Genomic DNA, 21,704 nt, shown 5'->3' with positions numbered 1-21,704 from the left:
TGTGACCTGATGACCGGCGAGATGAACATCCTTCCACTGCCCGCTACGACGCCGGCCACCTCGCGCCCGCTGGTGGTTGGTGGTGAGTTGCTCAAGCTGCAGACCCCGGTGGAAGGCTTGATCGCCGCGGGCCAAAGCGCCAGCGCTGAAGTGCTGTCGCTCAAACAGAACGACCAGACGTTCCAGCTGCTGCTCAAGGTCACCCTGGACAGTGGCCGTCAAACCAACGTGCAAGTCACCAGCAACCAGCCGTTGCCTCTGGGCACCAACCTGACGGTCAGCCAGCCTTCAGCCAGTAGTCTGGCGATTACCGTGCAACAGGCCATCGCCGCGAACGTCGCCACCCTCACCCGCCTTGATACGGCGCAATTGCCGGTTGGCACCTTGCTGCAAGGTAAAGTCCTGACCACCCAATTGATGCCGCAAACACCGGGGCAGCCGGCGGTCTATCGCTCGCTGGTGAGTGTGCTCAATACCGCGCTCAGTGGTAGCACCTTGAGTATCGACAGCCCGCAGCCGTTGCGTATCGGCAGCCTGCTCAGCGCCTTGGTCCAGAGCGCGCAAAGCTTGAGCTTCGTGCCTCTGGCCAGCCGTCAGGAGCAACTGGCGGTGAGTCAGCAACTGCTGGCCCAGCAAAGTCGCCAAGGCTCATTGAGCGGGCTGATCGATGCCCTGCAAAACCTGCCAGCCTCCGACACCACCTCCGACGACCTGCGTGCCGCCGTCGACAAACTGCTTGCCGACCTGCCAGACGTTCAGCAACTGAGCACCCCCAAAGGTTTGGCGCAGGCGCTGGTCAACAGCGGGCTGTTTCTGGAAAGCAAACTGCTCACCGGACAGAACCCGGCCCTGACACCGGACCTGAAAGGCAATTTGCTGCGATTGATCGCACAATTGGCCCCCGACCTGCCGGCCAATACCAGTTTCAACGCGATCATCGCCGCCAACACCTTGGCGCAGGTGCTGCCAAGCTTTGTCCGCAGCGCCCTCGGCACCCTCGGTCAGGTCAGCGCCAAACCGCAGCCGAGCAACTTCCCCCTGCCCTCGCGGTTGCTGCAAAGCCTGGAAGGTGAAGGCGATCTGGAGCATTTACTGCGCCTGGCTGCAGCGGCCGTTTCGCGCCTGCAAAGCCATCAACTGTCGAGCCTGGAACAGACCGGCATGACCGAGGATGGCAAGCTGCAAACCACCTGGCAGCTGGAAATCCCCATGCGTAACCTGCAAGACATCGTGCCGTTGCAGGTCAAGTTTCAACGCGAGGACACCCCCGAGAAGGAACAACACGAGAAATCCGTCGAGCGCGAGCCGAAACAACGGCTTTGGCGAGTCGAGCTGGCGTTCGACATGGAACCGCTCGGGCCGTTGCAGATCCAGGCACAGCTGGCCCAGGGCAAACTCTCCAGCCAGCTCTGGGCCGAGCGGCCTTATACCGCCAGCCTCATCGAAAGCAACCTGGAGGGCTTGCGTGCGCAGCTGCTGGCATCGGGCCTGAATGTTGGCGACCTGAATTGCCACCTCGGCACACCGCCCCAAGGCAATCAAACCCGCCTCGAACAACGCTGGGTCGACGAAACCGCATGAACAATCACACGCCACCGCGCCAGGCCATCGCCCTCAAATACGACGGCAGCCATGCCCCGACGCTCACCGCCAAAGGCGATGACGAACTGGCCGAAGCGATTCTGAAGATCGCCCGCGACTATGAAGTGCCGATTTATGAAAACGCCGAGCTGGTGAAGTTGCTGGCGAGGATGGAGCTGGGTGAAAGCATCCCTGAAGAGCTCTACCGCACGATTGCCGAGATCATTGCGTTTGCCTGGAAACTCAAGGGCAAGTTTCCACAAGGGCATGGTTCTGAGGAGACGATAGTGGAGCGGGATGTGACAGAACGCGGGGATGATTACTGATCAAGCAAGTGTTGCAAGCTCACTGTGGCGAGGGAGCTTGCTCCCGCCGACCGGTTCGCGCTCGGGCGCAGCAGTCGTAAAAAAGCTGACGGAATCTATCTGGAAGAATGTAATTGTTGGTTTCAGGGCTGCTTCGCAGCCCAGCGGGAGCAAGCTCCCTCGCCACAATTGTTCACCCGTCGGCAGACTCGCGCAGTCGCTATTAGTTCTTGTGCAACTTGCTCATCAACTCGGCCTCTGCCTGGGTCAGGCCGCAGGACTGGGTCAATTCGTCGACGCTGGCGCCCATCCCCACCAGGCGGGCTGCCTGGGCGAATGACAGACTCGACGGGTCGCGCTGCTCAAGCTGGGCCAGCTTGTCCGGCAAGGGGCCGACCACCGCACGCAGTTCATGCAGGTCTTCACCCATGCGCACGTTACCGTTCTGGTAGTCGTCGACACGCTTGGCCAGGTCCTTGATGCGTTGATCGCGCAACGCATCGCCCTGGGCTTGCAGCGCTGCCAGCTCTCGCTGTTTGCGCGTGTAAGCCAGGAACATCGCCAGGGTCCCTACCCACAGGAGCCCCAGTAAAATGACAGCAACCTCGAGAATCAATCAGATACTCTCCAGTTCCGACCACTCTTCTTCACTCATCATCTTGTCCAGCTCGACCAGGATCAGCAACTCGTTGTTCTTGTTGCACACGCCCTGGATGAACTTGGCCGATTCTTCGTTACCGACGTTAGGCGCGGTTTCGATCTCGGACTGACGCAGGTAAACCACTTCGGCCACGCTGTCGACCATGATCCCGACCACTTGCTTGTCGGCTTCGATGATCACGATGCGGGTGTTGTCGCTGACTTCGACGGTGCCCAGGCCGAAGCGCTGGCGGGTGTCGATCACGGTCACCACATTGCCGCGCAGGTTGATGATGCCCAGCACGTAGCTTGGCGCACCCGGAACCGGCGCGATTTCGGTGTAGCGCAGGACTTCCTGAACACGCATCACGTTGATGCCGTAGGTTTCATTGTCCAGCTTGAAGGTTACCCATTGCAGGATCGGATCTTCGGAACCCTTTGCAGACGACGCCTTATCATTCATACCCTGACCCCTCGAAAAACCGCCTGTGGCGGTGTGTGTTCTGCCCGGCCGCACTGTGTATGCGGCCAGCTGCTTGTTATGTAGGTTTGTGGGCCGGCTTACCGCCGCCCATGTGCTTGGCACCACCGCTGGCGATCAACTCCGCCAGCTCCGAGACATCCAGCAACGCACACATGTGCTCGATCACCGTCCCGGCCAGCCATGGCCGTTGACCCCGATGGCTGCGCCATTTGATTTCGTTCGGGTCCAGGCGCAACGAGCGGCTGACCTGATGCACCGCCAGCCCCCACTCATAACCCTGAACCGAGATTACGTATTGCAGGCCCTGGCGGAAGTCATCGCGATAACGATCGGGCATGACCCAGCGCGCGGTATCCAGCACCTTCAGGTTGCCGGCCTGGCTTGGCAGAATCCCGAGGAACCATTCAGGCTGGCCGAACAACGGCGTCAGCTCATGACCGGCCAACGAGTAAATCGAACCGAGGCACACCAGCGGCACGGCCAGGGTCAGACCGGCGACGTCGAACAACAGGCATTCAAACGGTTCGGCAGCCCAGCTTGGCCGATCATCGCCGACCACCGGCGGTGGCGTGTTGCTCGGCGGCAGATGGACTTCAACCACCGGCTCGACCAGCGCTTTGAGCAAGGGGGCGACCGTTGAAACCGGCGCCAGTATCGGTGCCGGCGCTTCCAGTACCGGCACGACAACGGGCGCCTCGGCAACCGGAGCTACAACGGGAGGCGCGACCACTGGCTTTTGTGCATCGCGAGCCTGCTCTTCGAGCACCGCAGCCTGGAACTCGTCCAGTGCGCCTTGCGCCTCAATGGCTTCAACGACCTCGACGACTTCTACAACCTCGGACAATACCTCGACTTCTGACGGCAACTCCTCGGTCGCGTCTTGCAACAACGCATCCAGATAGGACTGCAACGCCAGTTGTGGTCGGCTGGTAATTTTTACTGGCCGGTTCATTGGCACCCCATCCCGGCAGAGAAAAGATTCACCTCAAGCCACCTGCGGAACAAGTTGCTGCGCCAGCAAATGCTTGAGCAGTGCGCGGTACGCCAGCACTCCACGGCTCTTGCCGTCGAACTGCGAAGGGGTCAGGCCGGCTCGGCTGGCATCACGCAGTCGGGTATCGACCGGGATGTAGCCTTGCCAGATTTCTTCCGGGTACATGTCGCGCAGCACCCGCAAGGTTCCCAGCGAGGCTTGGGTTCGACGATCGAACAGGGTCGGCACGATGCTGAACGGCAGCGCTTGTTTACGCGAACGGTTGATCATCGCCAAGGTGTTGACCATGCGCTCCAGACCTTTCACTGCAAGGTGCTCGGTCTGCACCGGGATCACCAACTGCTGGCTGGCCGCCAAGGCATTGACCATCAGCACGCCAAGCAACGGTGGGCTGTCGATCAACGCGTAATCGAAGTCCTGCCACAATTGCGCCAGGCTCTTGGCGATCACCAGGCCCAGACCGCTCTGCCCCGGCGACTGGCGCTCGAGGGTGGCGAGCGCGGTGCTCGACGGCAACAGGGAAATACGCTCGTCGCTGGTCGGCAGCAACAGCTGCCCGGGCAAGCCTTGCGGCACGCTGCCCTTGTGCAGAAACAGGTCGTAGCTGCTGTGTTCCAGGCTGTCGGGGTCGTAACCGAAGTAGCTGGTCATGGAGCCGTGCGGGTCGAGATCGACCACAACCACGCGCTTGCCCGCCTCTGCCAGCAAACCGGCTAAAGCGATGGAGGAAGTGGTTTTACCGACACCACCCTTTTGATTGGCGACTGCCCAGACTCTCATTCAGATTGTTCCTCCCGGTCGAATCAATACAACCGAGAAATAGCTCAACGTTATAAGCCGGGTGACGGAGAATTGACGGCACTCTCGTGTCCCGGCGACTTGATAGTCGTCGGTGCAGTTTGTGTGCCAGCACGCTTCAACGCGGCGTCCGGTTTTGCATTAGCGGTTCCGGTACCGGTCAGGCTGCGGCGTACATCGAGATTGCGCGACACCACCAACACCACGCGCCGGTTACGCGCACGCCCTTCGGCGGTCGCGTTATTGGCCACGGGCTGGAACTCGCCGTAACCCACCGAGGCCAGACGCCCAGGGTTGACACCCTGCATGGCGAGCATGCGCACGATGCTCGCCGAGCGGGCCGAGGACAGTTCCCAGTTGGTCGGGTACTGCGCCGTGCGGATCGGTTGATCGTCGGTGAAGCCCTCAACGTGAATCGGGTTGTCGAACGGTTTCAGAATCGCCGCGACCTTGTCGATGATGTTGAACGCGATATCGCTGGGCATCGCATCGCCGCTGCCGAACAACAGGCTCGAGTTGAGTTCGATCTCGACCCACAACTCGTTGCCACGCACGGTCATCTGATTGGAGCTGATCAAATCGCCAAACGCCGCACTGATGTCATCGGCAATACTCTTGAGCGGATCCTTGCTGGCCTGGGCGATGCCGGCATCGATCTGCTCGCTGTCCTTGACCAGCGGCTTGGCCGGGGTAACCGTCTTCGGACGCTCTTCGCCAATGGGGATCGGCTTGAGGGCACGGTCAGAGTTGGTAAAGACCCCGACCAGCGCTTCGGAAATTTCCTTGTACTTGCCTTCGTTGATCGAAGAGATGGAATACATCACCACGAAGAAGGCGAACAGCAGTGTGATGAAGTCCGCGTAGGACACCAGCCAGCGCTCGTGGTTGACGTGTTCATCGTGCTGACGGCGGCGTGCCATAGTCCATTACCCCCATCAGTCCATGAAGCCCTGAAGCTTCAACTCGATGGAGCGTGGGTTTTCACCTTCGGCGATCGACAGAATGCCTTCCAGCAACATTTCGCGATAACGCGACTGCCGCAACGCGATGGACTTGAGCTTGCTGGCAATCGGCAACAACACCAGGTTGGCACTGGCCACGCCATAGATGGTCGCGACGAAGGCCACGGCAATGCCGCTGCCCAGTTGCGACGGATCACCCAGGTTGCCCATCACATGAATCAGGCCCATGACCGCACCGATGATACCGATGGTCGGCGCGTAGCCGCCCATGCTTTCAAAGACTTTGGCGGCTTCGATGTCACGGCTTTCCTGGGTGTAGAAATCCACTTCGAGGATGCTGCGAATCGACTCGGGCTCAGCGCCGTCGACCAGCAGCTGCAAGCCTTTGCGCGAGTAGCTGTCGGGTTCGCTGTCCGCTACCCCTTCAAGCCCGAGCAAGCCTTCCTTGCGCGCGGTAAGGCTCCAGTTGACCACACGGTCGATACCACCGGCCAGGTCGACGCGAGGCGGAAAGAGGATCCAGCGAAGAATCTGCATGGCGCGCTTGAAGGCACTCATCGGCGACTGCAACAACGCAGCGCCAATGGTCCCGCCGAGCACGATCAGTGCCGCCGGGCCATTGGCCAAGGCACCGAGATGCCCGCCTTCCAGGTAGTTGCCACCAATAATGGCGATGAACGCCATGATGATCCCGATGAGGCTTAAAACATCCATCAGATGCACGCCTCGGCAAGGTGCTTGCCGATATCGTCGAGGCCGTAGATCGCGTCTGCCAGATCGGCTTTGACGATCGCCATCGGCATGCCGTAGATCACGCAACTGGCTTCATCCTGGGCCCAGACCGCGCTACCGCCCTGCTTGAGCAGACGCGCGCCTTCGCGACCGTCGGCGCCCATGCCGGTAAGGACTACCGCCAGAACTTTGTCACCGTAGGACTTGGCCGCTGAACCGAAGGTGATGTCCACGCACGGCTTGTAGTTCAGACGCTCGTCGCCCGGGAGGATTTTCACCGCGCCACGGCCGTCGATCATCATTTGCTTGCCACCCGGTGCCAGCAAGGCCAGGCCCGGACGCAGGATGTCACCATCCTCGGCTTCCTTGACGCTGATCCGGCAGAGCTTGTCCAAACGCTCGGCGAAAGCCTTGGTGAAGGCCGCCGGCATGTGCTGGATCAGCACGATCGGCGCCGGGAAGTTTGCCGGCAGCTGCGTCAGCACCCGCTGCAAGGCAACCGGGCCGCCGGTTGACGTACCAATGGCAACCAGCTTGTAGGCTTTGCGTTTCGGGGCTGGCGACGAGGCGCTAACCGGCGCACGCGCAGGAATCGGCGTCGGGGCCGGACGCACAGGCGCAGGCGCACTGCTGCCAAAACTCGAAGGTGCCGGTGTCGGGGCTGGCGCGGCGGCTGGAGCCGGGGCGCTGTAGGCGCTGAAACGACGGTTACTGCGCGAAATGCTGTGGACCTTTTCGCACAGCAGTTGCTTGACCTTCTCGGGATTGCGCGAGATGTCTTCGAAATTCTTCGGCAGGAAATCCACTGCGCCGGCATCCAGTGCATCGAGAGTGACCCGAGCGCCTTCGTGCGTCAGTGAGGAGAACATCAAAACCGGGGTAGGACAGCGCTGCATGATGTGCCGCACCGCCGTGATGCCATCCATCATCGGCATCTCGTAGTCCATGGTGATCACGTCTGGCTTGAGGGCCAGGGCCTGATCGATCGCCTCTTTACCGTTGGTCGCCGTACCGACAACCTGGATACTCGGATCCGCTGAAAGAATTTCCGAGACGCGGCGGCGGAAAAAACCAGAATCATCCACCACCAGGACTTTGACTGCCATAAACACTCCGTTAGACGGAGCGAGGCTCAGTCGCCCCGCTCCGCCAGAATCAAATACGCCGTGCGGCGTAACGCTTGAGCATGCTCGGGACATCGAGAATCAAGGCAATTCGGCCGTCACCGGTAATGGTGGCGCCGGACATGCCCGGGGTTCCCTGAAGCATTTTGCCCAATGGCTTGATGACCACTTCTTCCTGGCCCACCAGCTGATCGACGACGAAGCCGATCCGCTGAGTGCCCACCGAAAGGATCACCACATGGCCTTCACGCTGCTCTTCGTGAGCGGCGGAGCTGACCAGCCAGCGTTTGAGGTAGAACAGTGGCAGCGCCTTGTCCCGCACGATCACCACTTCCTGACCGTCGACCACGTTGGTGCGCGACAGGTCGAGATGGAAAATCTCGTTGACGTTGACCAGCGGGAAAGCAAAGGCCTGGTTGCCGAGCATGACCATCAGCGTTGGCATGATCGCCAGGGTCAACGGGACCTTGATGACGATCTTCGAGCCTTTGCCCTTGGTCGAGTAGATATTGATGGTGCCGTTGAGCTGGGCGATCTTGGTTTTCACCACGTCCATGCCCACGCCACGACCGGACACGTCGGAGATCTCGGTTTTGGTCGAGAAACCCGGCGCGAAGATCAGGTTGAAGCAGTCGGACTCACTGAGACGGTCCGCCGCATCCTTGTCCATCAAGCCTTTCTTAACGGCAATACTGCGCAAGACATCAGCGTCCATGCCCTTGCCATCATCAGAGATGGACAGCAGGATGTGATCGCCTTCCTGCTCTGCGGACAGAATCACTTTGCCGCTGCGAGGCTTGCCCATCGCCTCACGATCAGCCGGTTCTTCGATACCGTGGTCGACCGAGTTACGCACCAAGTGGACCAGCGGGTCGGCCAGGGCTTCGACGAGGTTCTTGTCGAGGTCGGTTTCTTCGCCGACCAGCTCCAGGTTGATCTCTTTCTTCAACTGGCGCGCGAGGTCGCGAACCAGCCGCGGGAAGCGCCCGAAGACTTTCTTGATCGGCTGCATCCGGGTCTTCATCACCGCGGTCTGCAAGTCGGCCGTGACCACGTCGAGGTTCGACACGGCCTTGGACATGGCTTCGTCGCCGCTGTTGAGGCCCAGACGAACCAGACGGTTACGCACCAGTACCAGTTCGCCGACCATGTTCATGATTTCGTCGAGACGTGCGGTATCCACACGCACGGTGGTCTCGGCTTCACTGGCCGGTTTTTCCGGTGGCGGTGAGGCCGGTGCGCGAGCTGGGGCCGGTGCAGCAGCGGCAGCAGGTTTAGGCGCTTCGGCTTTTGGCTCGGGCGCTTTAGCCACAGGTGCTGGCGCTGCAGCCTTGGCAACTGGCGTCGCCATAGAAGCAGCAGAACCGGTGCCGACCTCCGTGAACTTGCCTTTGCCATGCAGTTCGTCGAGCAGCGATTCGAACTCGTGATCGGAGATCAAATCGCTGCCAGCGGCCGCAGCCACAGGTGCCGCAGGCGCCGGAACGGCAGCAATTGCCGATTCCAGGGCATCAACGGCGAAGTTGCCTTTGCCATGCAACTGATCGAGCAGTGCTTCGAATTCGTCGTCGGTAATGTCGGAGCTGTCGCCTGCCGCTTTCGGGGCAGTCGGTGCGGCTGGCGCTGCCACCGCATCGACAGCGAACTGACCCTTGCCGTGCAATTGATCGAGCAACGACTCGAACTCGGCATCGGTAATTTCATCGCTGCCGGCAGCCACTTCAGGTGCCGGGGCGACAGGCGTCCCCGCCTCGGCTTGCGCCTTGACCGCGTTCAGCGAGTCCAGCAGCAGTTCGAATTCATTGTCGGTGACGTCGCCCGATTCGCTTTCAGCGGCAGGTGCTTCAACCACCTCTGCAACCGGTTGCGCCACATCGGCTGTTTGAGGCTCGGCCAGACGGGCCAGAGCCGCCAGCAGTTCCGGTGTAGCTGCAGTGATCGGTGCACGCTCGCGGACTTCGCTGAACATGCCGTTCACCGCGTCCAGCGCTTCGAGAACCACGTCCATCAGTTCCGAGTCGACGCGACGCTCACCCTTGCGCAGGATGTCGAACACGTTCTCGGCGATGTGACAGCACTCCACCAGCTCGTTGAGCTGGAGGAAGCCGGCGCCCCCTTTTACAGTGTGAAAACCGCGAAAAATTGCATTGAGCAAATCCGCATCATCTGGTCGGCTTTCCAGCTCGACCAGCTGTTCGGACAGTTGCTCTAGAATCTCGCCGGCCTCAACCAGGAAATCCTGAAGGATCTCTTCATCGGCGCCGAAGCTCATTAAGGGGGTGCTCCTAAAGGTCTAAAAACCTAAAAAACCTAAAATCCAAGACTGGATAGCAAATCGTCCACATCGTCCTGACCGGACACAACGTCTTCTCTTTTATCGGCATGAATCTGCGGACCTTCACCCTGAGAGAGATGTTTTTGCGGATCTTTTTCAGCCAGCATCGCTTCATGGTCATGTTCGATGCCCGCAAAGCGGTCTACCTGACTGGCCATGAGCACGAGCTTGAGCAGGTTGCTTTCGACTTCGGTGACCAGTTGAGTCACGCGCTTGATCACCTGACCGGTTAGATCCTGGTAATCCTGTGCCAGCAGAATATCGTTGAGGTTGCCCGAGACGACCTGGCTCTCCTCGACACTACGCGTCAGGAAACCGTCGACACGCCGGGCCAGTTCGCGGAACTCTTCGGCACCGACTTCGCGGCGCATGAAACGCCCCCAGTCGGCGCTCAAGGCCTGGGCGTCAGTGCTCAGGCCATTGACCAGCGGAGTACTGTTCTCGACCAGATCCATGGTCCGGTTCGCGGCCGCTTCGGTCAGCTTGACCACATAGGACAGGCGCTCGGTGGCGTCCGTGATCTGTGAGACTTCCTCGGCTTGCGGCATGTTCGGGTCAATCTGAAAATTGACGATCGCGCTGTGCAGCTCGCGAGTGAGCTTGCCCACCTCCCGGTACAGGCCGCGGTCACGGGTCTGATTGAGCTCATGGATCAGTTGCACAGCGTCACCGAACCTGCCCTTTTCAAGGCTTTCGACCAGTTCGTGAGCGTGTTTTTTCAGGGTCGATTCGAAATCGCCCTGTGAAGATTCTCTTTGCTCCATAGCTCCCCCCGTGGCGCAGTGGCTCCGCGCATCAACCGATGCGTTCGAATATTTTTTCGATCTTCTCTTTCAACGCCTGGGCCGTGAAGGGTTTGACCACATAGCCGTTTACACCGGCTTGAGCGGCTTCGATGATCTGCTCGCGCTTGGCTTCGGCAGTGACCATCAGCACCGGCAGGTGCTTGAGCTTTTCATCGGCGCGCACGTGGCGCAGCAAATCGATACCGGTCATGCCAGGCATGTTCCAGTCCGTTACCAGAAAGTCGATGCTCCCGCTGTTGAGGACGGGAATGGCGGTAATACCGTCGTCCGCCTCGACCGTGTTGGTGAACCCAAGGTCACGCAACAGGTTTTTTATGATCCGCCGCATCGTTGAGAAGTCATCAACGATGAGGATTTTCATGTTCTTGTCCAATTCGACCTCCAAGCAGTCTTAAACGCGTTCAGCACCTGAACACGCCATTCAATCAATTCGGCAGAGCACTCGACGACTGTCTGGAGCACAACGGATGAAGACCGGCACAGCGTTACGCCCTGCCTGTTTCGTTCGCAGTGTCCCCACACTGCTGTCAGCGCGCTCGCCACTCCCCCAAACGCCCCCGCAAACGGGCCGCGCACTGGCTGTGTAACTGGCTGACCCGCGATTCACTGACCCCCAGGACCTCACCGATTTCCTTGAGATTCAGCTCTTCGTCGTAGTACAGCGCCAACACCAGTCGCTCACGCTCCGGCAAATTGGCAATCGCATCCGCCAGTGCAGCCTGGAAGCGTTCATCTTCCAGGTCGCGCGACGGTTCGAGATGAGCACTCGCGCCATCCTCGTGCAGCCCTTCATGCTCGCCGTCCTGCAACAGATCGTCGAAGCTGAACAGGCGACTGCCCAAGGTGTCATTCAAAATCCCGTAATAATCGTCGAGACTCAATTGGAGTTCGGCCGCAACCTCGTGATCTTTAGCGTCACGCCCGGTTTTAGCTTCAATTGAGCGAATCGCATCACTCACCATCCGGGTATTGCGGTGTACCGAGCGTGGCGCCCAGTCACCCTTGCGGACTTCATCGAGCATCGCACCACGGATACGGATCCCCGCGTACGTCTCGAAACTCGCACCTTTGCTCGCGTCGTATTTGGTCGACACTTCAAGCAAACCGATCATGCCTGCCTGGATCAGGTCCTCGACCTGAACACTGGCCGGCAAGCGCGCCAACAGGTGATAGGCAATACGTTTTACCAGTGGCGCGTAACGCTCGATCAGTTCGTACTGCGCGTCACGCGCCGACTTCTTGTACAGGTTGTAACCGCTGGCTGTCATAGAACCGGACCCGCAGTTTGCTGCACCAGACGCTCGACGAAAAACTCCAGGTGCCCACGCGGGTTGGCGGGCAACGGCCAGGTATCGACTTTCTGCGCGATGGCCTTGAACGCCAGTGCACATTTGGAGCGAGGAAACGCTTCATACACGGCGCGCTGCTTTTGCACCGCCTTGCGCACGCATTCGTCGTAAGGCACCGCACCGACGTATTGTAAGGCGACGTCGAGGAAGCGATCCGTGACCTTGGTCAACTTGGCGAACAGATTTCGCCCTTCCTGCGGGCTTTGCGCCATGTTGGCCAGCACGCGGAAGCGGTTCATGCCGTAATCGCGGTTGAGCAGCTTGATCAGCGCGTAGGCGTCAGTGATCGACGTCGGCTCATCGCACACCACCAGCAATACTTCCTGGGCTGCGCGAACAAAACTGACGACCGACTCACCAATGCCCGCCGCCGTGTCGATCACCAATACGTCGAGGTTATCGCCGATGTCGCTGAATGCCTGAATCAGGCCAGCATGCTGGGCTGGACTCAGATGAACCATGCTCTGGGTACCGGACGCTGCTGGAACAATGCGAATTCCGCCCGGCCCCTGGAGTAATACATCGCGCAGTTCACAGCGGCCTTCGATGACGTCGGCCAGCGTACGCTTGGGCGTAAGCCCCAGCAGGACGTCAACGTTCGCCAGCCCCAGATCGGCGTCCAGCAGCATGACGCGCCGGCCGAGCTCAGCAAGAGCCAGGGACAAGTTCACTGACACATTAGTCTTCCCGACGCCACCTTTGCCGCCGGTCACTGCGATCACCTGTACGGGATGCATGCTGCCCATGTTCGTTCTTTACCTTGTCTTGCTTAGACGCGGACTACATGACTGGCTGCGCGCTCACTTGTGAACAATGCATGGCAGGCCATCGATGTAGATACAAATCTATTCATTATTACCTCAGCCGACACGCTTGGCCGGGCTGTGGTAGAGGTCAGCGAACATATCAGCCATGGCTTCTTCGCTGGGTTCTTCCTGCATCTGCACGCTAACGGCGCGACTGACCAACTGATGCCGGCGCGGTAAATGTAGATCATCCGGGATCCGTGGCCCGTCGGTCAGATAAGCGACAGGTAATTCGTGGCTGATTGCCAGGCTCAACACCTCGCCCAGGCTCGCTGTTTCATCCAGTTTAGTCAGAATGCAGCCTGCTAGCCCGCACCGCTTGTAACTGTGATAAGCGGCAGTCAGCACCTGCTTTTGGCTGGTAGTGGCCAGCACCAGATAATTCTTCGACTTGATCCCGCGACCGGCCAGGCTTTCCAGCTGCATGCGCAACGCCGGATCACTGGCCTGCAGGCCGGCGGTGTCGATCAACACCACACGCTTGCGCAACAGCGGATCAAGGGCTTGCGCCAGGGACTGGCCCGGGTCGACGTGAGTCACCGAGACATTGAGGATACGCCCCAGAGTCTTGAGCTGTTCCTGAGCCCCAATGCGGAAGCTGTCCATGCTCACCAACGCGATGTTCTGCGCGCCGTACTTGAGCACGTAACGTGCGGCCAGCTTGGCCAGCGTGGTGGTTTTGCCCATGCCGGCAGGGCCGACCATGGCGATCACGCCACCTTCTTCCAGTGGTTCGATCTCGGGAGTCACGATCATCCGCGCCAGGTGCGCCAACAGCATGCGCCAGGCCTGGCGGGGTTCTTCAATGTCAGTAATCAGTTCCAGCAGATCGCGCGACAACGGACCGGACAGGCCAATGCGTTGCAGGCGACGCCACAGGTTGGCTTGCTGCGGGCGACTGCCTTGCAGCTGGTTCCAGGCCAGCGAACCCAACTGCACTTCGAGTAATTCACGCAGGCCATTGAGTTCGAAACGCATCGAGTCGAAAGCCCGCGGATCGACCCCGGCAGAATGCACAGGCGCTGAAGCAGGACGCGGCCGCTCAGCAAAGGTCGGCTCGATCAACGGTTCCGCAGCGGTCAGCGGCAGGCCGGCAAACAACTGGCGATTGGTGCTGGCGCTCGCATCACCTTCGCCGTCGCCACGCAGGCTCAATTCAGCCTGAGCCGTGACGATCCGCGACTGGGTCTTGCGCAACTCGTCTTCGAGTTCAATGTTCGGTACACGCGGGGCCAGCGCCGACAGCTTGTAATCCAGGGCAGCCGTCAGCTCGACACCACCGGCGATCCGGCGATTACCGATAATGGCCGCATCAGCGCCCAGCTCATCGCGAACCAGCTTCATGGCCTGACGCATATCGGCGGCGAAAAAACGCTTAACTTGCATAAACCACTACCTCAGCCGTTGGGCCCTACTGTCGCAACGATGGTCACTTGCTTGTTGTCAGGGATTTCCTGATACGCCAACACATGCAACCCCGGTACTGCCAAACGTCCGAACCGCGAGAGCATCGCGCGTACCGGACCTGCTACCAGCAGAATCACCGGTTGACCTTGCATTTCCTGACGCTGCGCGGCGTCGATCAACGAACGTTGCAGCTTCTCTGCCATGCTTGGCTCCAGCAAAACGCCCTCTTCCGAGCCTTGTCCTGCCTTCTGAAGACTATTGAGCAATATTTGTTCCAACCTTGGTTCCAAGGTGATCACAGGCAGCTCGGACTCAGTGCCTACAATGCTTTGGACGATAGCGCGCGATACGCCGACGCGAACGGCCGCCACCAGAGCGGCAGTATCTTGACTCTTGGCGGCATTGTTCGCGATGGCTTCGGCAATGCTGCGAATGTCGCGAACCGGAACCTGTTCGGCCAACAAGGCCTGCAGTACTTTGAGCAACTGCGACAGCGAAACGACGCCCGGCACCAGCTCCTCGGCCAGTTTCGGCGAGCTTTTGGCCAGCAATTGCATGAGCTGCTGAACTTCTTCGTGGCCGATCAGCTCGCTGGAGTGCTTGTACAAAATCTGGTTGAGGTGAGTCGCCACCACCGTACTGGCATCGACCACGGTGTACCCCAGGGATTGTGCCTGCGGACGCTGACTGATTTCGATCCAGACCGCTTCCAGACCAAAGGCCGGATCTTTGGCGGTGATGCCATTGAGCGTGCCGTAGACCTGCCCGGGGTTGATCGCCAGTTCGCGATCCGGATAAATCTCCGCCTCCGCGAGGATCACCCCCATCAGGGTCAGGCGGTAGGCACTCGGCGCCAGATCGAGGTTGTCGCGAATGTGCACGGTCGGCATCAGGAAGCCCAGATCTTGGGAAAGCTTCTTGCGCACGCCCTTGATCCGCGCCAGCAACTGACCACCCTGGTTGCGATCCACCAGCGGGATCAGCCGGTAGCCGACTTCCAGACCAATCATGTCGATCGGGGTCACGTCATCCCAGCCCAGCTCTTTGGTTTCCATGGCCCGTGCGGGCGACGGCAGCAGGTCCTGCTGACGCTTGACCTCTTCCAGAGCCTGAACCTTGACGATGTTGTGTTTTTTCCAGAACAGATACGCGCCGCCTGCTGCGACGGCTGCCATGCTGAGAAAGGAGAAGTGCGGCATGCCTGGCACCAGGCCCATGACTGCCATCAAACCGGCAGCTACCGCCAGCGCCTTGGGCGACGCGAACATCTGCCGATTGATCTGCTTGCCCATGTCTTCCGAACCGGATGCACGGGTCACCATGATCGCCGCCGCGGTGGACAGCAGCAGTGATGGCAATTGCGCCACCAAACCGTCACCGATGGTCAACAATGCGTAGACCTTGCCGGCATCGCCGAAGCTCATGCCGTGCTGGAAGATCCCGACCGCCATACCGCCAATCAGGTTGATAAACAGAATCAGCAGACCGGCGATGGCGTCACCGCGGACGAACTTGCTGGCACCGTCCATCGAACCGTAGAACTCGGCCTCCTGGGCCACTTCCATACGGCGCAGCTTGGCTGCTGGCTGGTCGATCAGGCCGGCGTTCAGGTCGGCGTCAATGGCCATCTGCTTGCCCGGCATCGCATCAAGGGTAAACCGCGCACTGACCTCGGAAATCCGCCCGGCACCTTTGGTCACCACGACGAAGTTGATGATCATCAAAATCGCGAAGACCACGATACCGACCACGTAGTTACCGCCAATCACCACCTCGCCGAAGGCCTGAATCACCTTGCCGGCGGCGGCATGGCCGTCCTGACCGTGGAGCATCACCACCCGGGTCGAGGCCACGTTCAATGCCAGTCGCAACAACGTGGCGACCAGCAGAATGGTCGGAAACACCGCGAAATCCAGCGGCCGCAAGGCGTAGACGCAGACCAGCAGCACGACAATCGACAGCGCAATGTTGAAGGTGAAGAACACGTCGAGCAGGAACGGCGGGACCGGCAACATCATCATCGCCAGCATGACCAACAGCAACAGCGGCACACCCAGATTGCCTCGACTGAGGTCTGCCAGGTTGCTGCGGGCACTGTTGATTAACTGAGAGCGATCCACCGGTATTCCCCGTTCCTTGAAGCAAACTTTTGACGCCTGAAGCGGGCGCAGGCCGGCTATTGCAAGAAGCCTTCCAACTTTTGCGGGGAGCTTGAAACAGCGGGGTTTATCGGGAGTTTTTCAGCGATCGGAGAGACGCCATCGCGGGCAAGCCTTGCTCCTACAGATCACTCACATCCGTAGGAGCAAGACTTGCCCGCGAAGAGACCGGATATTCAACGCCCATCCCAAGAATTCAGCCACAAATCTGGAAAACACCGGGATTTGTCCGACAGGCTTTCAAGGTTGCCCCTCGGAAGTGGCATCGCTAGTCTTTGGTGGTCACTGCCGAATCAGCGACCGGGCCTGGAAACCCGATTGAGTAAACGAGGCCGCTCTAACCAGTAAACGAGAACCTCGCCATGAACAAATCTTCGCACCTCCACGATTTAAAAACCGCCGGCCTCACCCCCTTCTCCATCCACAACGATCAAGCCTCGTTCCGCGTCAACAGTGGCGTCTCGATCCACGAAGCCTTGCCCCACGTATCCGACCTGCTCCACCTCTCCAGGATGCTGGCCGAAGATGCAGCGATGGAGCGCAAAACCGACCGCTATGCCTGGGCCTCTCACTACTTGCAGGAGATGAGCAAAGCCGTCATCGATAACGCGGTGAAAGTCATATCCGCATCGAACAACCATCAAAAAGCCGAACATTAACTCACCCACCGCGAATCGCTCCCACGCTCCTGCGCGGAAACGATCTAAAGCCGTTCACGCCCCAACCACTCAGGCCGGCCGGTAGGCCGCCGTGCTGTGGCTTTTGATCTTGATCCACCCGCCCCTTCGGGAGGCCGAGTGGAGGTGTTCATCAGGGGGTGGGCGCGCAGCGCCGTTCGACGCAGTCGAACACATCGAGAGGAGGTCGTCGCGAAGCAGACCGTAGGCGATGCCCCCTGATGAATGCCGGAACGAGGGGACGCCGAGCCTAGGCGAGGTGCCGTACGCTTGGGGCGAAGACTTTTGCTTACTTTTCGTCGTTTGGAAAAGTGAGGCGCCGTAAGGGCGAAACCCTATGCCGCCGTTACCGCAGAAATGGATATGTACACCTGCAAGAGATTGGTCGGCTGTCAGGCCGCCATCGCGGGCAAGCCCGGCTCCCACAGGGGATGGGGGTATATCTGAAAGAGACGGGTCGGCTGTCAGGCCGTCATCGCGAGCAAGCTCAGCTCCTACAGAGGATGGGGGTATATCTGAAAGAGACGGGCCGGCTGTCAGGCCGCCATCGCGAGCAAGCTCAGCTCCTACAGAGGATGGGGGTATATCTGAAAGAGACGGGTCGGCCGTCAGGCCGCCATCGCAGGCAGGCCAACCCGCACAATTTTGATCAGCGTAAGCCGGTCAGGAATCCCGCCGCAGATCCGGAGGAATCGGCAATTCATCCTTAAGCGGATCCGGACGCTTACCCTTGCCCGCACGGTACTGACGGATCTGATAAACGTAAGCCAACACCTGAGCAACCGCCAAATAGAGCCCACCAGGAATTTCCTGATCAAGCTCGGTGGAATAGTAAATCGAACGCGCCAGAGCCGGCGACTCAAGCAGCAAGACCTCATTAGCCACCGCGATTTCGCGGATCTTCAGCGCCAGGAAGTCGCTGCCCTTGGCCACCAGCATCGGCGCCCCACCCTTCTCCGGATCGTACTTGAGCGCCACCGCGTAGTGGGTCGGGTTGGTAATGACCACATCGGCCTCAGGAATGGCCGCCATCATCCGCCGCTGGGACATCTCGCGCTGCAACTGGCGAATCCGCTGTTTGACCTCTGGGCGACCTTCCTGATCCTTGTGCTCGTCACGCACTTCCTGCTTGGTCATCAGCAGTTTTTTGTGACTCTGGTAAAGCTGAACCGGCACATCGACCGCCGCGATCAGAATCAACCCGCACGCCATCCACAAGGTGCTCCAGCCCACCAGTTGCACACTGTGAATAATCGCCTGCTCCAGCGGCTCATGGGCGATTCGCAACAAATCGTCGATGTCCGAGCGCAGCACGCTCAGCGCGACGAACAGCACCAGCAGGAATTTTGCCAGAGCCTTGAGCAGCTCGATCAGCGCCGTGGACGAAAACATCCGCTTGAGGCCGTTGGCCGGGTTCATTCGACTGAACTTGGGTGCCAGGCTACTGCCGGCGAACAGCCAGCCGCCCAGGGAAATCGGGCCGATGATCGCCGCCAGCAACAAGGTCAGCAGCACCGGTTGCACCGCGATAATCGCGATCTTGCCCGACTTCAGCAAATACAGGCCCATGGCGTCCGGAGTCAGCACCACTTCACGCGGCAGGGAGAAGTTCAGGCGCATGATTTCCAGCAGGTCCAGCGCCAGACCGCCGCCGTAGATCAGCAATCCGCCTGCACCGGCCAGCATCACCGCCAGTGTATTGAGCTCTTTGGAGCGCGCGATCTCGCCCTTTTCACGGGAGTCCTTCTTGCGCTTGTCCGTGGGGTCTTCTGTCTTGTCCTGACCGCTCTCGCTTTCAGCCATGACTCAGCGCGCCTGTGCCATATCACGCAACAACTGCAAGGCCTCGGTGGCCAGCGGTTGATACTGGTTGAGAATGTCCCCCAGGCTGACCCAGAAAATCACCAGGCCCAGCACCAGGGTCAGCGGAAAACCGATAGAGAAGATATTCAGTTGCGGCGCTGCGCGGGTCATGACCCCGAAGGCAATGTTGACCACCAGCAGCGCGGTGATTGCCGGCAATACCAGCAGCATCGCCGCCCCCAGCACCCAGCCCATCTTGCCGGCCATTTCCCAGAAATGATTGACCAGCATGCCACTGCCCACCGGCAGGGTCGTGAAGCTTTCCGTGAGGACTTCAAACACCACCAGATGGCCGTTCATGCCCAGAAACAGCAACGTCACCAACATCGTCAAGAACTGCCCGATGACGGCCGCCGACACGCCGTTGGTGGGGTCGACCATGGACGCGAAGCCCATGCCCATCTGGATCGAAACAATCTGCCCGGCCACCACGAACGCCTGAAAGAACAACTGCAAGGAAAACCCCAGCAGCGCGCCAATCAGTATCTGTTCGGCAATCAGCAGCAGACCGCTCAAGTCCAGCGGATTGACCTGCGGCATCGGCGGCAGGCCCGGCGTGATAACCACCGTTATCGCCAGCGCGAAGTACAACCGAATACGCTTGGGCACCAGGGTCGTGCCGAAGACCGGCATGGTCGTCAGCACCGCGCCAACCCGAAATAGCGGCAGCATGAAGCTGGCCACCCAGGTACTGATTTGCGCGTCGGTCAGCGCCAGCAATGACATGGTTTAGCCGATCAACTGCGGAATGCTGGTGTACAAGCGCAGGATGTATTCCATGAACGTTTGTATCAGCCACGGACCGGCAACGATCAGTGTGATCAGCATCACCAGCAAACGCGGGAGGAAGCTCAGGGTCTGTTCGTTGATCTGCGTGGCCGCCTGAAACATCGCCACCAGCAGGCCCACCAGCAAACTCGGAACGACCAATATGGCGACCATCATGGTGGTCAGCCAAAGCGCCTCACGGAACAGGTCTACCGCAACTTCAGGAGTCATATCGCCCTACCCGCCCACTTATGCCTAAACACCGCCGAAACTGCTCGCCAGCGTACCGATGATCAACGCCCAGCCATCCACCAGCACAAACAGCATGATCTTGAACGGCAGCGAAATGATCAGCGGCGAGAGCATCATCATGCCCATGGCCATCAGCACACTGGCAACGACCAGGTCGATGATCAGGAACGGAATGAAGATCATGAAGCCAATCTGGAATGCGGTTTTCAATTCCGAGGTCACGAAGGCCGGCACCAGAATGGTCAGCGGCGCCTGATCCGGCGTTGCGATGTCGGTGCGCTTGGACAGGCGCATGAACAGCTCGAGGTCGCTGCTGCGGGTCTGCGCCAGCATGAAGTCCTTGATCGGCACTTGTGCCTTGGCGACTGCATCCTGAGCCGTAAGTTTTTCGGCCAGATACGGCTGCAAGGCATCCTGATTCACCCGATCAAAGACCGGCGCCATGATGAACATGGTCAAAAACAGCGCCATGCCGGTGAGGATCTGGTTCGACGGCGTCTGCTGCAAGCCCAGGGCCTGACGCAGGATCGAGAACACAATGATGATCCGGGTGAAACTGGTCATCAGCATGACAAACGCCGGGATGAAGCTCAGCGCAGTCATGATCAGCAGGATTTGCAGGCTGACCGAGTACTCCTGAGCGCCATTGGCGTTCGTGCCCAGGGTGATCGCCGGAATCGACAGCGGGTCGGCAGCGAACGCCAACGGCGCGGCCAGCATCAGGACCAGTGTCAACAGGATGCGCAACGGCATTACTTCTTATCCTTATCTTTACCCAGCAACTCCATCAGGCGCTGGGCAAACTCGGGGGTCGCCTGCTCGGTGCTCGGCACTTGCACCGGCTCCTTGAGCACATGCAACGGGGTAATGGTGCCCGGGGTCAGCCCAAGCAAAATCTGCTCGTTACCGACTTGCACCAGCACCAGGCGATCACGCGGCCCGAGGGCGCGCGAGCCGATCAGCTCGATCACCTGCCCTTTGCCGGCAGGCCCCGCCTGCTGGACGCGGCGCAACAACCAGGCGAGGAAGAAGATCAGGCCCAGCACCAGCAGCAACCCCAGCACCAGCTGAGTCAACTGCCCGGCCACGCCGCTGCCGACCGCTGGGGTCGCGACCGCCGCTACCGGTTCCGCCGCCCATGCACTGAGCGGCAAGGCCAGCAATACGCCGAGAAACGCCTTCACTCAGCGCAGCTTCTTGATGCGTTCGCTTGGGCTGATCACGTCGGTCAGGCGGATGCCGAACTTCTCGTTGACCACCACCACTTCGCCGTGAGCGATGAGCGTGCCATTGACCAGCACGTCCAGCGGCTCGCCGGCCAGACGGTCAAGTTCGATCACCGAGCCCTGGTTGAGCTGCAGCAGGTTACGAATGTTGATATCGGTGCTGCCGACTTCCATGGAAATCGACACCGGGATGTCCAGAATCACGTCCAGGTTAGGACCGTCGAGTGTCACTGGCTCGTGGCTCTTCGGCACGCTGCCGAACTCTTCCATTGCCATACGACTGGAGGACGACGAACTCGCCGCATCGGCGGCCAGCAAGGCGTCAATATCGTCCTGCCCGGCATCACCCGTTTCTTCGAGCGCCGCAGCCCATTCATCGGCCAGCGCCTGGTCGTCCTGGGTATTCATTTCGTCAGCCATCATTTGTCCTCAGCGGG

At 59.8% G+C, this 21,704-nt stretch carries 23 protein-coding genes; 3 read left to right on the top strand and 20 right to left on the bottom strand.

Going from position 1 to position 21,704, the window contains the following annotated elements:
• The first annotated feature begins 9 nt into the window (after positions 1-9).
• Complete coding sequence (gene fliK / locus AC3WK5_RS19985; RefSeq protein ID WP_103315630.1) at positions 10-1,581, top strand: flagellar hook-length control protein FliK; 1,572 nt, start codon at positions 10-12, stop codon at positions 1,579-1,581.
• The gene (locus AC3WK5_RS19980) at positions 1,578-1,907 is read left to right on the top strand and encodes an EscU/YscU/HrcU family type III secretion system export apparatus switch protein (RefSeq protein ID WP_019692359.1); all 330 of its coding nucleotides are present in this window, start codon (positions 1,578-1,580) and stop codon (positions 1,905-1,907) included. The genes fliK and AC3WK5_RS19980 overlap by 4 nt, the downstream gene beginning before the upstream one ends.
• Before the next feature lie 202 nt (positions 1,908-2,109).
• Here AC3WK5_RS19980 and AC3WK5_RS19975 read toward each other — a convergent pair whose 3' ends face one another.
• The 14 genes from AC3WK5_RS19975 to flhA all read right to left on the bottom strand — a co-directional run bounded on the left by AC3WK5_RS19975 (position 2,110) and on the right by flhA (position 16,442).
• A complete protein-coding gene (locus AC3WK5_RS19975; protein ID WP_103315629.1) occupies positions 2,110-2,502 on the bottom strand; it encodes a DUF2802 domain-containing protein in 393 nt (130 codons plus the stop codon).
• Positions 2,503-2,988: a chemotaxis protein CheW gene (locus AC3WK5_RS19970; RefSeq protein WP_019692361.1), complete on the bottom strand. Its 486-nt coding sequence runs from the start codon at positions 2,986-2,988 to the stop codon at positions 2,503-2,505. It abuts the gene before it with no gap.
• Positions 2,989-3,064: 76 nt separating this feature from the next.
• Complete coding sequence (locus AC3WK5_RS19965) at positions 3,065-3,961, bottom strand: CheW domain-containing protein (protein ID WP_103315628.1); 897 nt, start codon at positions 3,959-3,961, stop codon at positions 3,065-3,067.
• Positions 3,962-3,994: 33 nt separating this feature from the next.
• Positions 3,995-4,783 carry a ParA family protein gene (locus AC3WK5_RS19960; RefSeq protein ID WP_054596306.1) on the bottom strand — a complete coding sequence of 263 codons (789 nt, stop codon included), beginning with the start codon at positions 4,781-4,783 and terminating at the stop codon, positions 3,995-3,997.
• Between the two features lie 50 nt (positions 4,784-4,833).
• Positions 4,834-5,721 carry a flagellar motor protein MotD gene (gene motD, locus AC3WK5_RS19955; protein ID WP_103315627.1) on the bottom strand — a complete coding sequence of 296 codons (888 nt, stop codon included), beginning with the start codon at positions 5,719-5,721 and terminating at the stop codon, positions 4,834-4,836.
• A 15-nt stretch (positions 5,722-5,736) separates the two neighbouring features.
• On the bottom strand, positions 5,737-6,477 hold the full coding sequence (locus tag AC3WK5_RS19950; RefSeq protein ID WP_054596304.1) for a flagellar motor protein: 741 nt from the start codon (positions 6,475-6,477) through the stop codon (positions 5,737-5,739).
• Complete coding sequence (locus AC3WK5_RS19945; RefSeq protein WP_103315626.1) at positions 6,477-7,601, bottom strand: protein-glutamate methylesterase/protein-glutamine glutaminase; 1,125 nt, start codon at positions 7,599-7,601, stop codon at positions 6,477-6,479. The genes AC3WK5_RS19950 and AC3WK5_RS19945 overlap by 1 nt, the downstream gene beginning before the upstream one ends.
• A gap of 49 nt (positions 7,602-7,650) precedes the next feature.
• The gene (locus AC3WK5_RS19940; protein WP_103315625.1) at positions 7,651-9,891 is read right to left on the bottom strand and encodes a chemotaxis protein CheA; all 2,241 of its coding nucleotides are present in this window, start codon (positions 9,889-9,891) and stop codon (positions 7,651-7,653) included.
• A 38-nt stretch (positions 9,892-9,929) separates the two neighbouring features.
• Positions 9,930-10,718 (bottom strand): protein phosphatase CheZ, encoded by a 789-nt coding sequence (locus AC3WK5_RS19935; RefSeq protein ID WP_103315624.1) that lies wholly within the window; start codon positions 10,716-10,718, stop codon positions 9,930-9,932.
• Between the two features lie 31 nt (positions 10,719-10,749).
• Positions 10,750-11,121: a chemotaxis response regulator CheY gene (locus AC3WK5_RS19930; RefSeq protein WP_008006721.1), complete on the bottom strand. Its 372-nt coding sequence runs from the start codon at positions 11,119-11,121 to the stop codon at positions 10,750-10,752.
• A gap of 166 nt (positions 11,122-11,287) precedes the next feature.
• Complete coding sequence (gene fliA, locus AC3WK5_RS19925; RefSeq protein ID WP_007894214.1) at positions 11,288-12,028, bottom strand: RNA polymerase sigma factor FliA; 741 nt, start codon at positions 12,026-12,028, stop codon at positions 11,288-11,290.
• A complete protein-coding gene (gene fleN, locus AC3WK5_RS19920) occupies positions 12,025-12,855 on the bottom strand; it encodes a flagellar synthesis regulator FleN (protein WP_019692370.1) in 831 nt (276 codons plus the stop codon). The genes fliA and fleN overlap by 4 nt, the downstream gene beginning before the upstream one ends.
• Positions 12,856-12,969: 114 nt before the next feature.
• Complete coding sequence (gene flhF, locus AC3WK5_RS19915; protein ID WP_103315623.1) at positions 12,970-14,301, bottom strand: flagellar biosynthesis GTPase FlhF; 1,332 nt, start codon at positions 14,299-14,301, stop codon at positions 12,970-12,972.
• An 11-nt stretch (positions 14,302-14,312) separates the two neighbouring features.
• On the bottom strand, positions 14,313-16,442 hold the full coding sequence (gene flhA / locus AC3WK5_RS19910) for a flagellar biosynthesis protein FlhA (RefSeq protein ID WP_054596299.1): 2,130 nt from the start codon (positions 16,440-16,442) through the stop codon (positions 14,313-14,315).
• A gap of 401 nt (positions 16,443-16,843) precedes the next feature.
• On the opposite strand from flhA, the gene AC3WK5_RS19905 reads away from it, so the two are divergent.
• Positions 16,844-17,140, top strand: a complete 297-nt coding sequence (locus tag AC3WK5_RS19905) for a DUF3077 domain-containing protein (protein WP_103315622.1) — start codon at positions 16,844-16,846, stop codon at positions 17,138-17,140.
• Between the two features lie 681 nt (positions 17,141-17,821).
• Here the strand turns inward: AC3WK5_RS19905 and flhB are convergent.
• The 6 genes from flhB to fliN are packed head-to-tail and all read right to left on the bottom strand — an operon-like array spanning position 17,822 to position 21,687.
• On the bottom strand, positions 17,822-18,961 hold the full coding sequence (gene flhB, locus AC3WK5_RS19900; RefSeq protein ID WP_054596297.1) for a flagellar biosynthesis protein FlhB: 1,140 nt from the start codon (positions 18,959-18,961) through the stop codon (positions 17,822-17,824).
• 3 nt (positions 18,962-18,964) lie between these two features.
• Positions 18,965-19,747, bottom strand: coding sequence for a flagellar biosynthetic protein FliR (fliR, locus tag AC3WK5_RS19895; protein WP_054596296.1), 783 nt, complete (start codon positions 19,745-19,747; stop codon positions 18,965-18,967).
• A gap of 3 nt (positions 19,748-19,750) precedes the next feature.
• Positions 19,751-20,020, bottom strand: coding sequence for a flagellar biosynthesis protein FliQ (gene fliQ / locus AC3WK5_RS19890; RefSeq protein WP_054596295.1), 270 nt, complete (start codon positions 20,018-20,020; stop codon positions 19,751-19,753).
• A 24-nt stretch (positions 20,021-20,044) separates the two neighbouring features.
• Entirely contained in the window at positions 20,045-20,794 is a 750-nt protein-coding gene (fliP, locus tag AC3WK5_RS19885) for a flagellar type III secretion system pore protein FliP (protein WP_071551272.1), read from the bottom strand.
• Positions 20,794-21,225: a flagellar biosynthetic protein FliO gene (gene fliO / locus AC3WK5_RS19880; RefSeq protein WP_103315621.1), complete on the bottom strand. Its 432-nt coding sequence runs from the start codon at positions 21,223-21,225 to the stop codon at positions 20,794-20,796. The genes fliP and fliO overlap by 1 nt, the downstream gene beginning before the upstream one ends.
• Positions 21,226-21,687: a flagellar motor switch protein FliN gene (gene fliN, locus AC3WK5_RS19875; RefSeq protein WP_103315685.1), complete on the bottom strand. Its 462-nt coding sequence runs from the start codon at positions 21,685-21,687 to the stop codon at positions 21,226-21,228.
• Positions 21,688-21,704 lie beyond the last annotated feature (17 nt).

The organism is Pseudomonas sp. FW306-02-D09B (assembly GCF_058782685.1).
The sequence above is the reverse complement of the archived record's forward strand: the minus strand, read 5'-3'. Positions and strand labels throughout refer to the sequence as shown.

What these genes read in the sequence shown, in the direction of transcription:
- flhF (WP_103315623.1), bottom strand. Translation starts at nt 14,301, where the DNA reads ATGCAAGTTAAGCGTTTTTTCGCCGCCGATATGCGTCAGGCCATGAAG.
- fliN (WP_103315685.1), bottom strand. Translation starts at nt 21,687, where the DNA reads ATGGCTGACGAAATGAATACCCAGGACGACCAGGCGCTGGCCGATGAA.
- fliK (WP_103315630.1), top strand. Translation starts at nt 10, where the DNA reads ATGACCGGCGAGATGAACATCCTTCCACTGCCCGCTACGACGCCGGCC.
- AC3WK5_RS19905 (WP_103315622.1), top strand. Translation starts at nt 16,844, where the DNA reads ATGAACAAATCTTCGCACCTCCACGATTTAAAAACCGCCGGCCTCACC.
- AC3WK5_RS19940 (WP_103315625.1), bottom strand. Translation starts at nt 9,891, where the DNA reads ATGAGCTTCGGCGCCGATGAAGAGATCCTTCAGGATTTCCTGGTTGAG.
- fleN (WP_019692370.1), bottom strand. Translation starts at nt 12,855, where the DNA reads ATGGGCAGCATGCATCCCGTACAGGTGATCGCAGTGACCGGCGGCAAA.
- fliR (WP_054596296.1), bottom strand. Translation starts at nt 19,747, where the DNA reads ATGTCATTGCTGGCGCTGACCGACGCGCAAATCAGTACCTGGGTGGCC.
- fliP (WP_071551272.1), bottom strand. Translation starts at nt 20,794, where the DNA reads ATGCCGTTGCGCATCCTGTTGACACTGGTCCTGATGCTGGCCGCGCCG.
- flhB (WP_054596297.1), bottom strand. Translation starts at nt 18,961, where the DNA reads ATGGCTGAAAGCGAGAGCGGTCAGGACAAGACAGAAGACCCCACGGAC.
- AC3WK5_RS19970 (WP_019692361.1), bottom strand. Translation starts at nt 2,988, where the DNA reads ATGAATGATAAGGCGTCGTCTGCAAAGGGTTCCGAAGATCCGATCCTG.
- AC3WK5_RS19950 (WP_054596304.1), bottom strand. Translation starts at nt 6,477, where the DNA reads ATGGATGTTTTAAGCCTCATCGGGATCATCATGGCGTTCATCGCCATT.
- fliA (WP_007894214.1), bottom strand. Translation starts at nt 12,028, where the DNA reads ATGACAGCCAGCGGTTACAACCTGTACAAGAAGTCGGCGCGTGACGCG.
- AC3WK5_RS19935 (WP_103315624.1), bottom strand. Translation starts at nt 10,718, where the DNA reads ATGGAGCAAAGAGAATCTTCACAGGGCGATTTCGAATCGACCCTGAAA.
- motD (WP_103315627.1), bottom strand. Translation starts at nt 5,721, where the DNA reads ATGGCACGCCGCCGTCAGCACGATGAACACGTCAACCACGAGCGCTGG.
- AC3WK5_RS19960 (WP_054596306.1), bottom strand. Translation starts at nt 4,783, where the DNA reads ATGAGAGTCTGGGCAGTCGCCAATCAAAAGGGTGGTGTCGGTAAAACC.
- AC3WK5_RS19930 (WP_008006721.1), bottom strand. Translation starts at nt 11,121, where the DNA reads ATGAAAATCCTCATCGTTGATGACTTCTCAACGATGCGGCGGATCATA.
- AC3WK5_RS19945 (WP_103315626.1), bottom strand. Translation starts at nt 7,601, where the DNA reads ATGGCAGTCAAAGTCCTGGTGGTGGATGATTCTGGTTTTTTCCGCCGC.
- fliQ (WP_054596295.1), bottom strand. Translation starts at nt 20,020, where the DNA reads ATGACTCCTGAAGTTGCGGTAGACCTGTTCCGTGAGGCGCTTTGGCTG.
- AC3WK5_RS19980 (WP_019692359.1), top strand. Translation starts at nt 1,578, where the DNA reads ATGAACAATCACACGCCACCGCGCCAGGCCATCGCCCTCAAATACGAC.
- AC3WK5_RS19965 (WP_103315628.1), bottom strand. Translation starts at nt 3,961, where the DNA reads ATGAACCGGCCAGTAAAAATTACCAGCCGACCACAACTGGCGTTGCAG.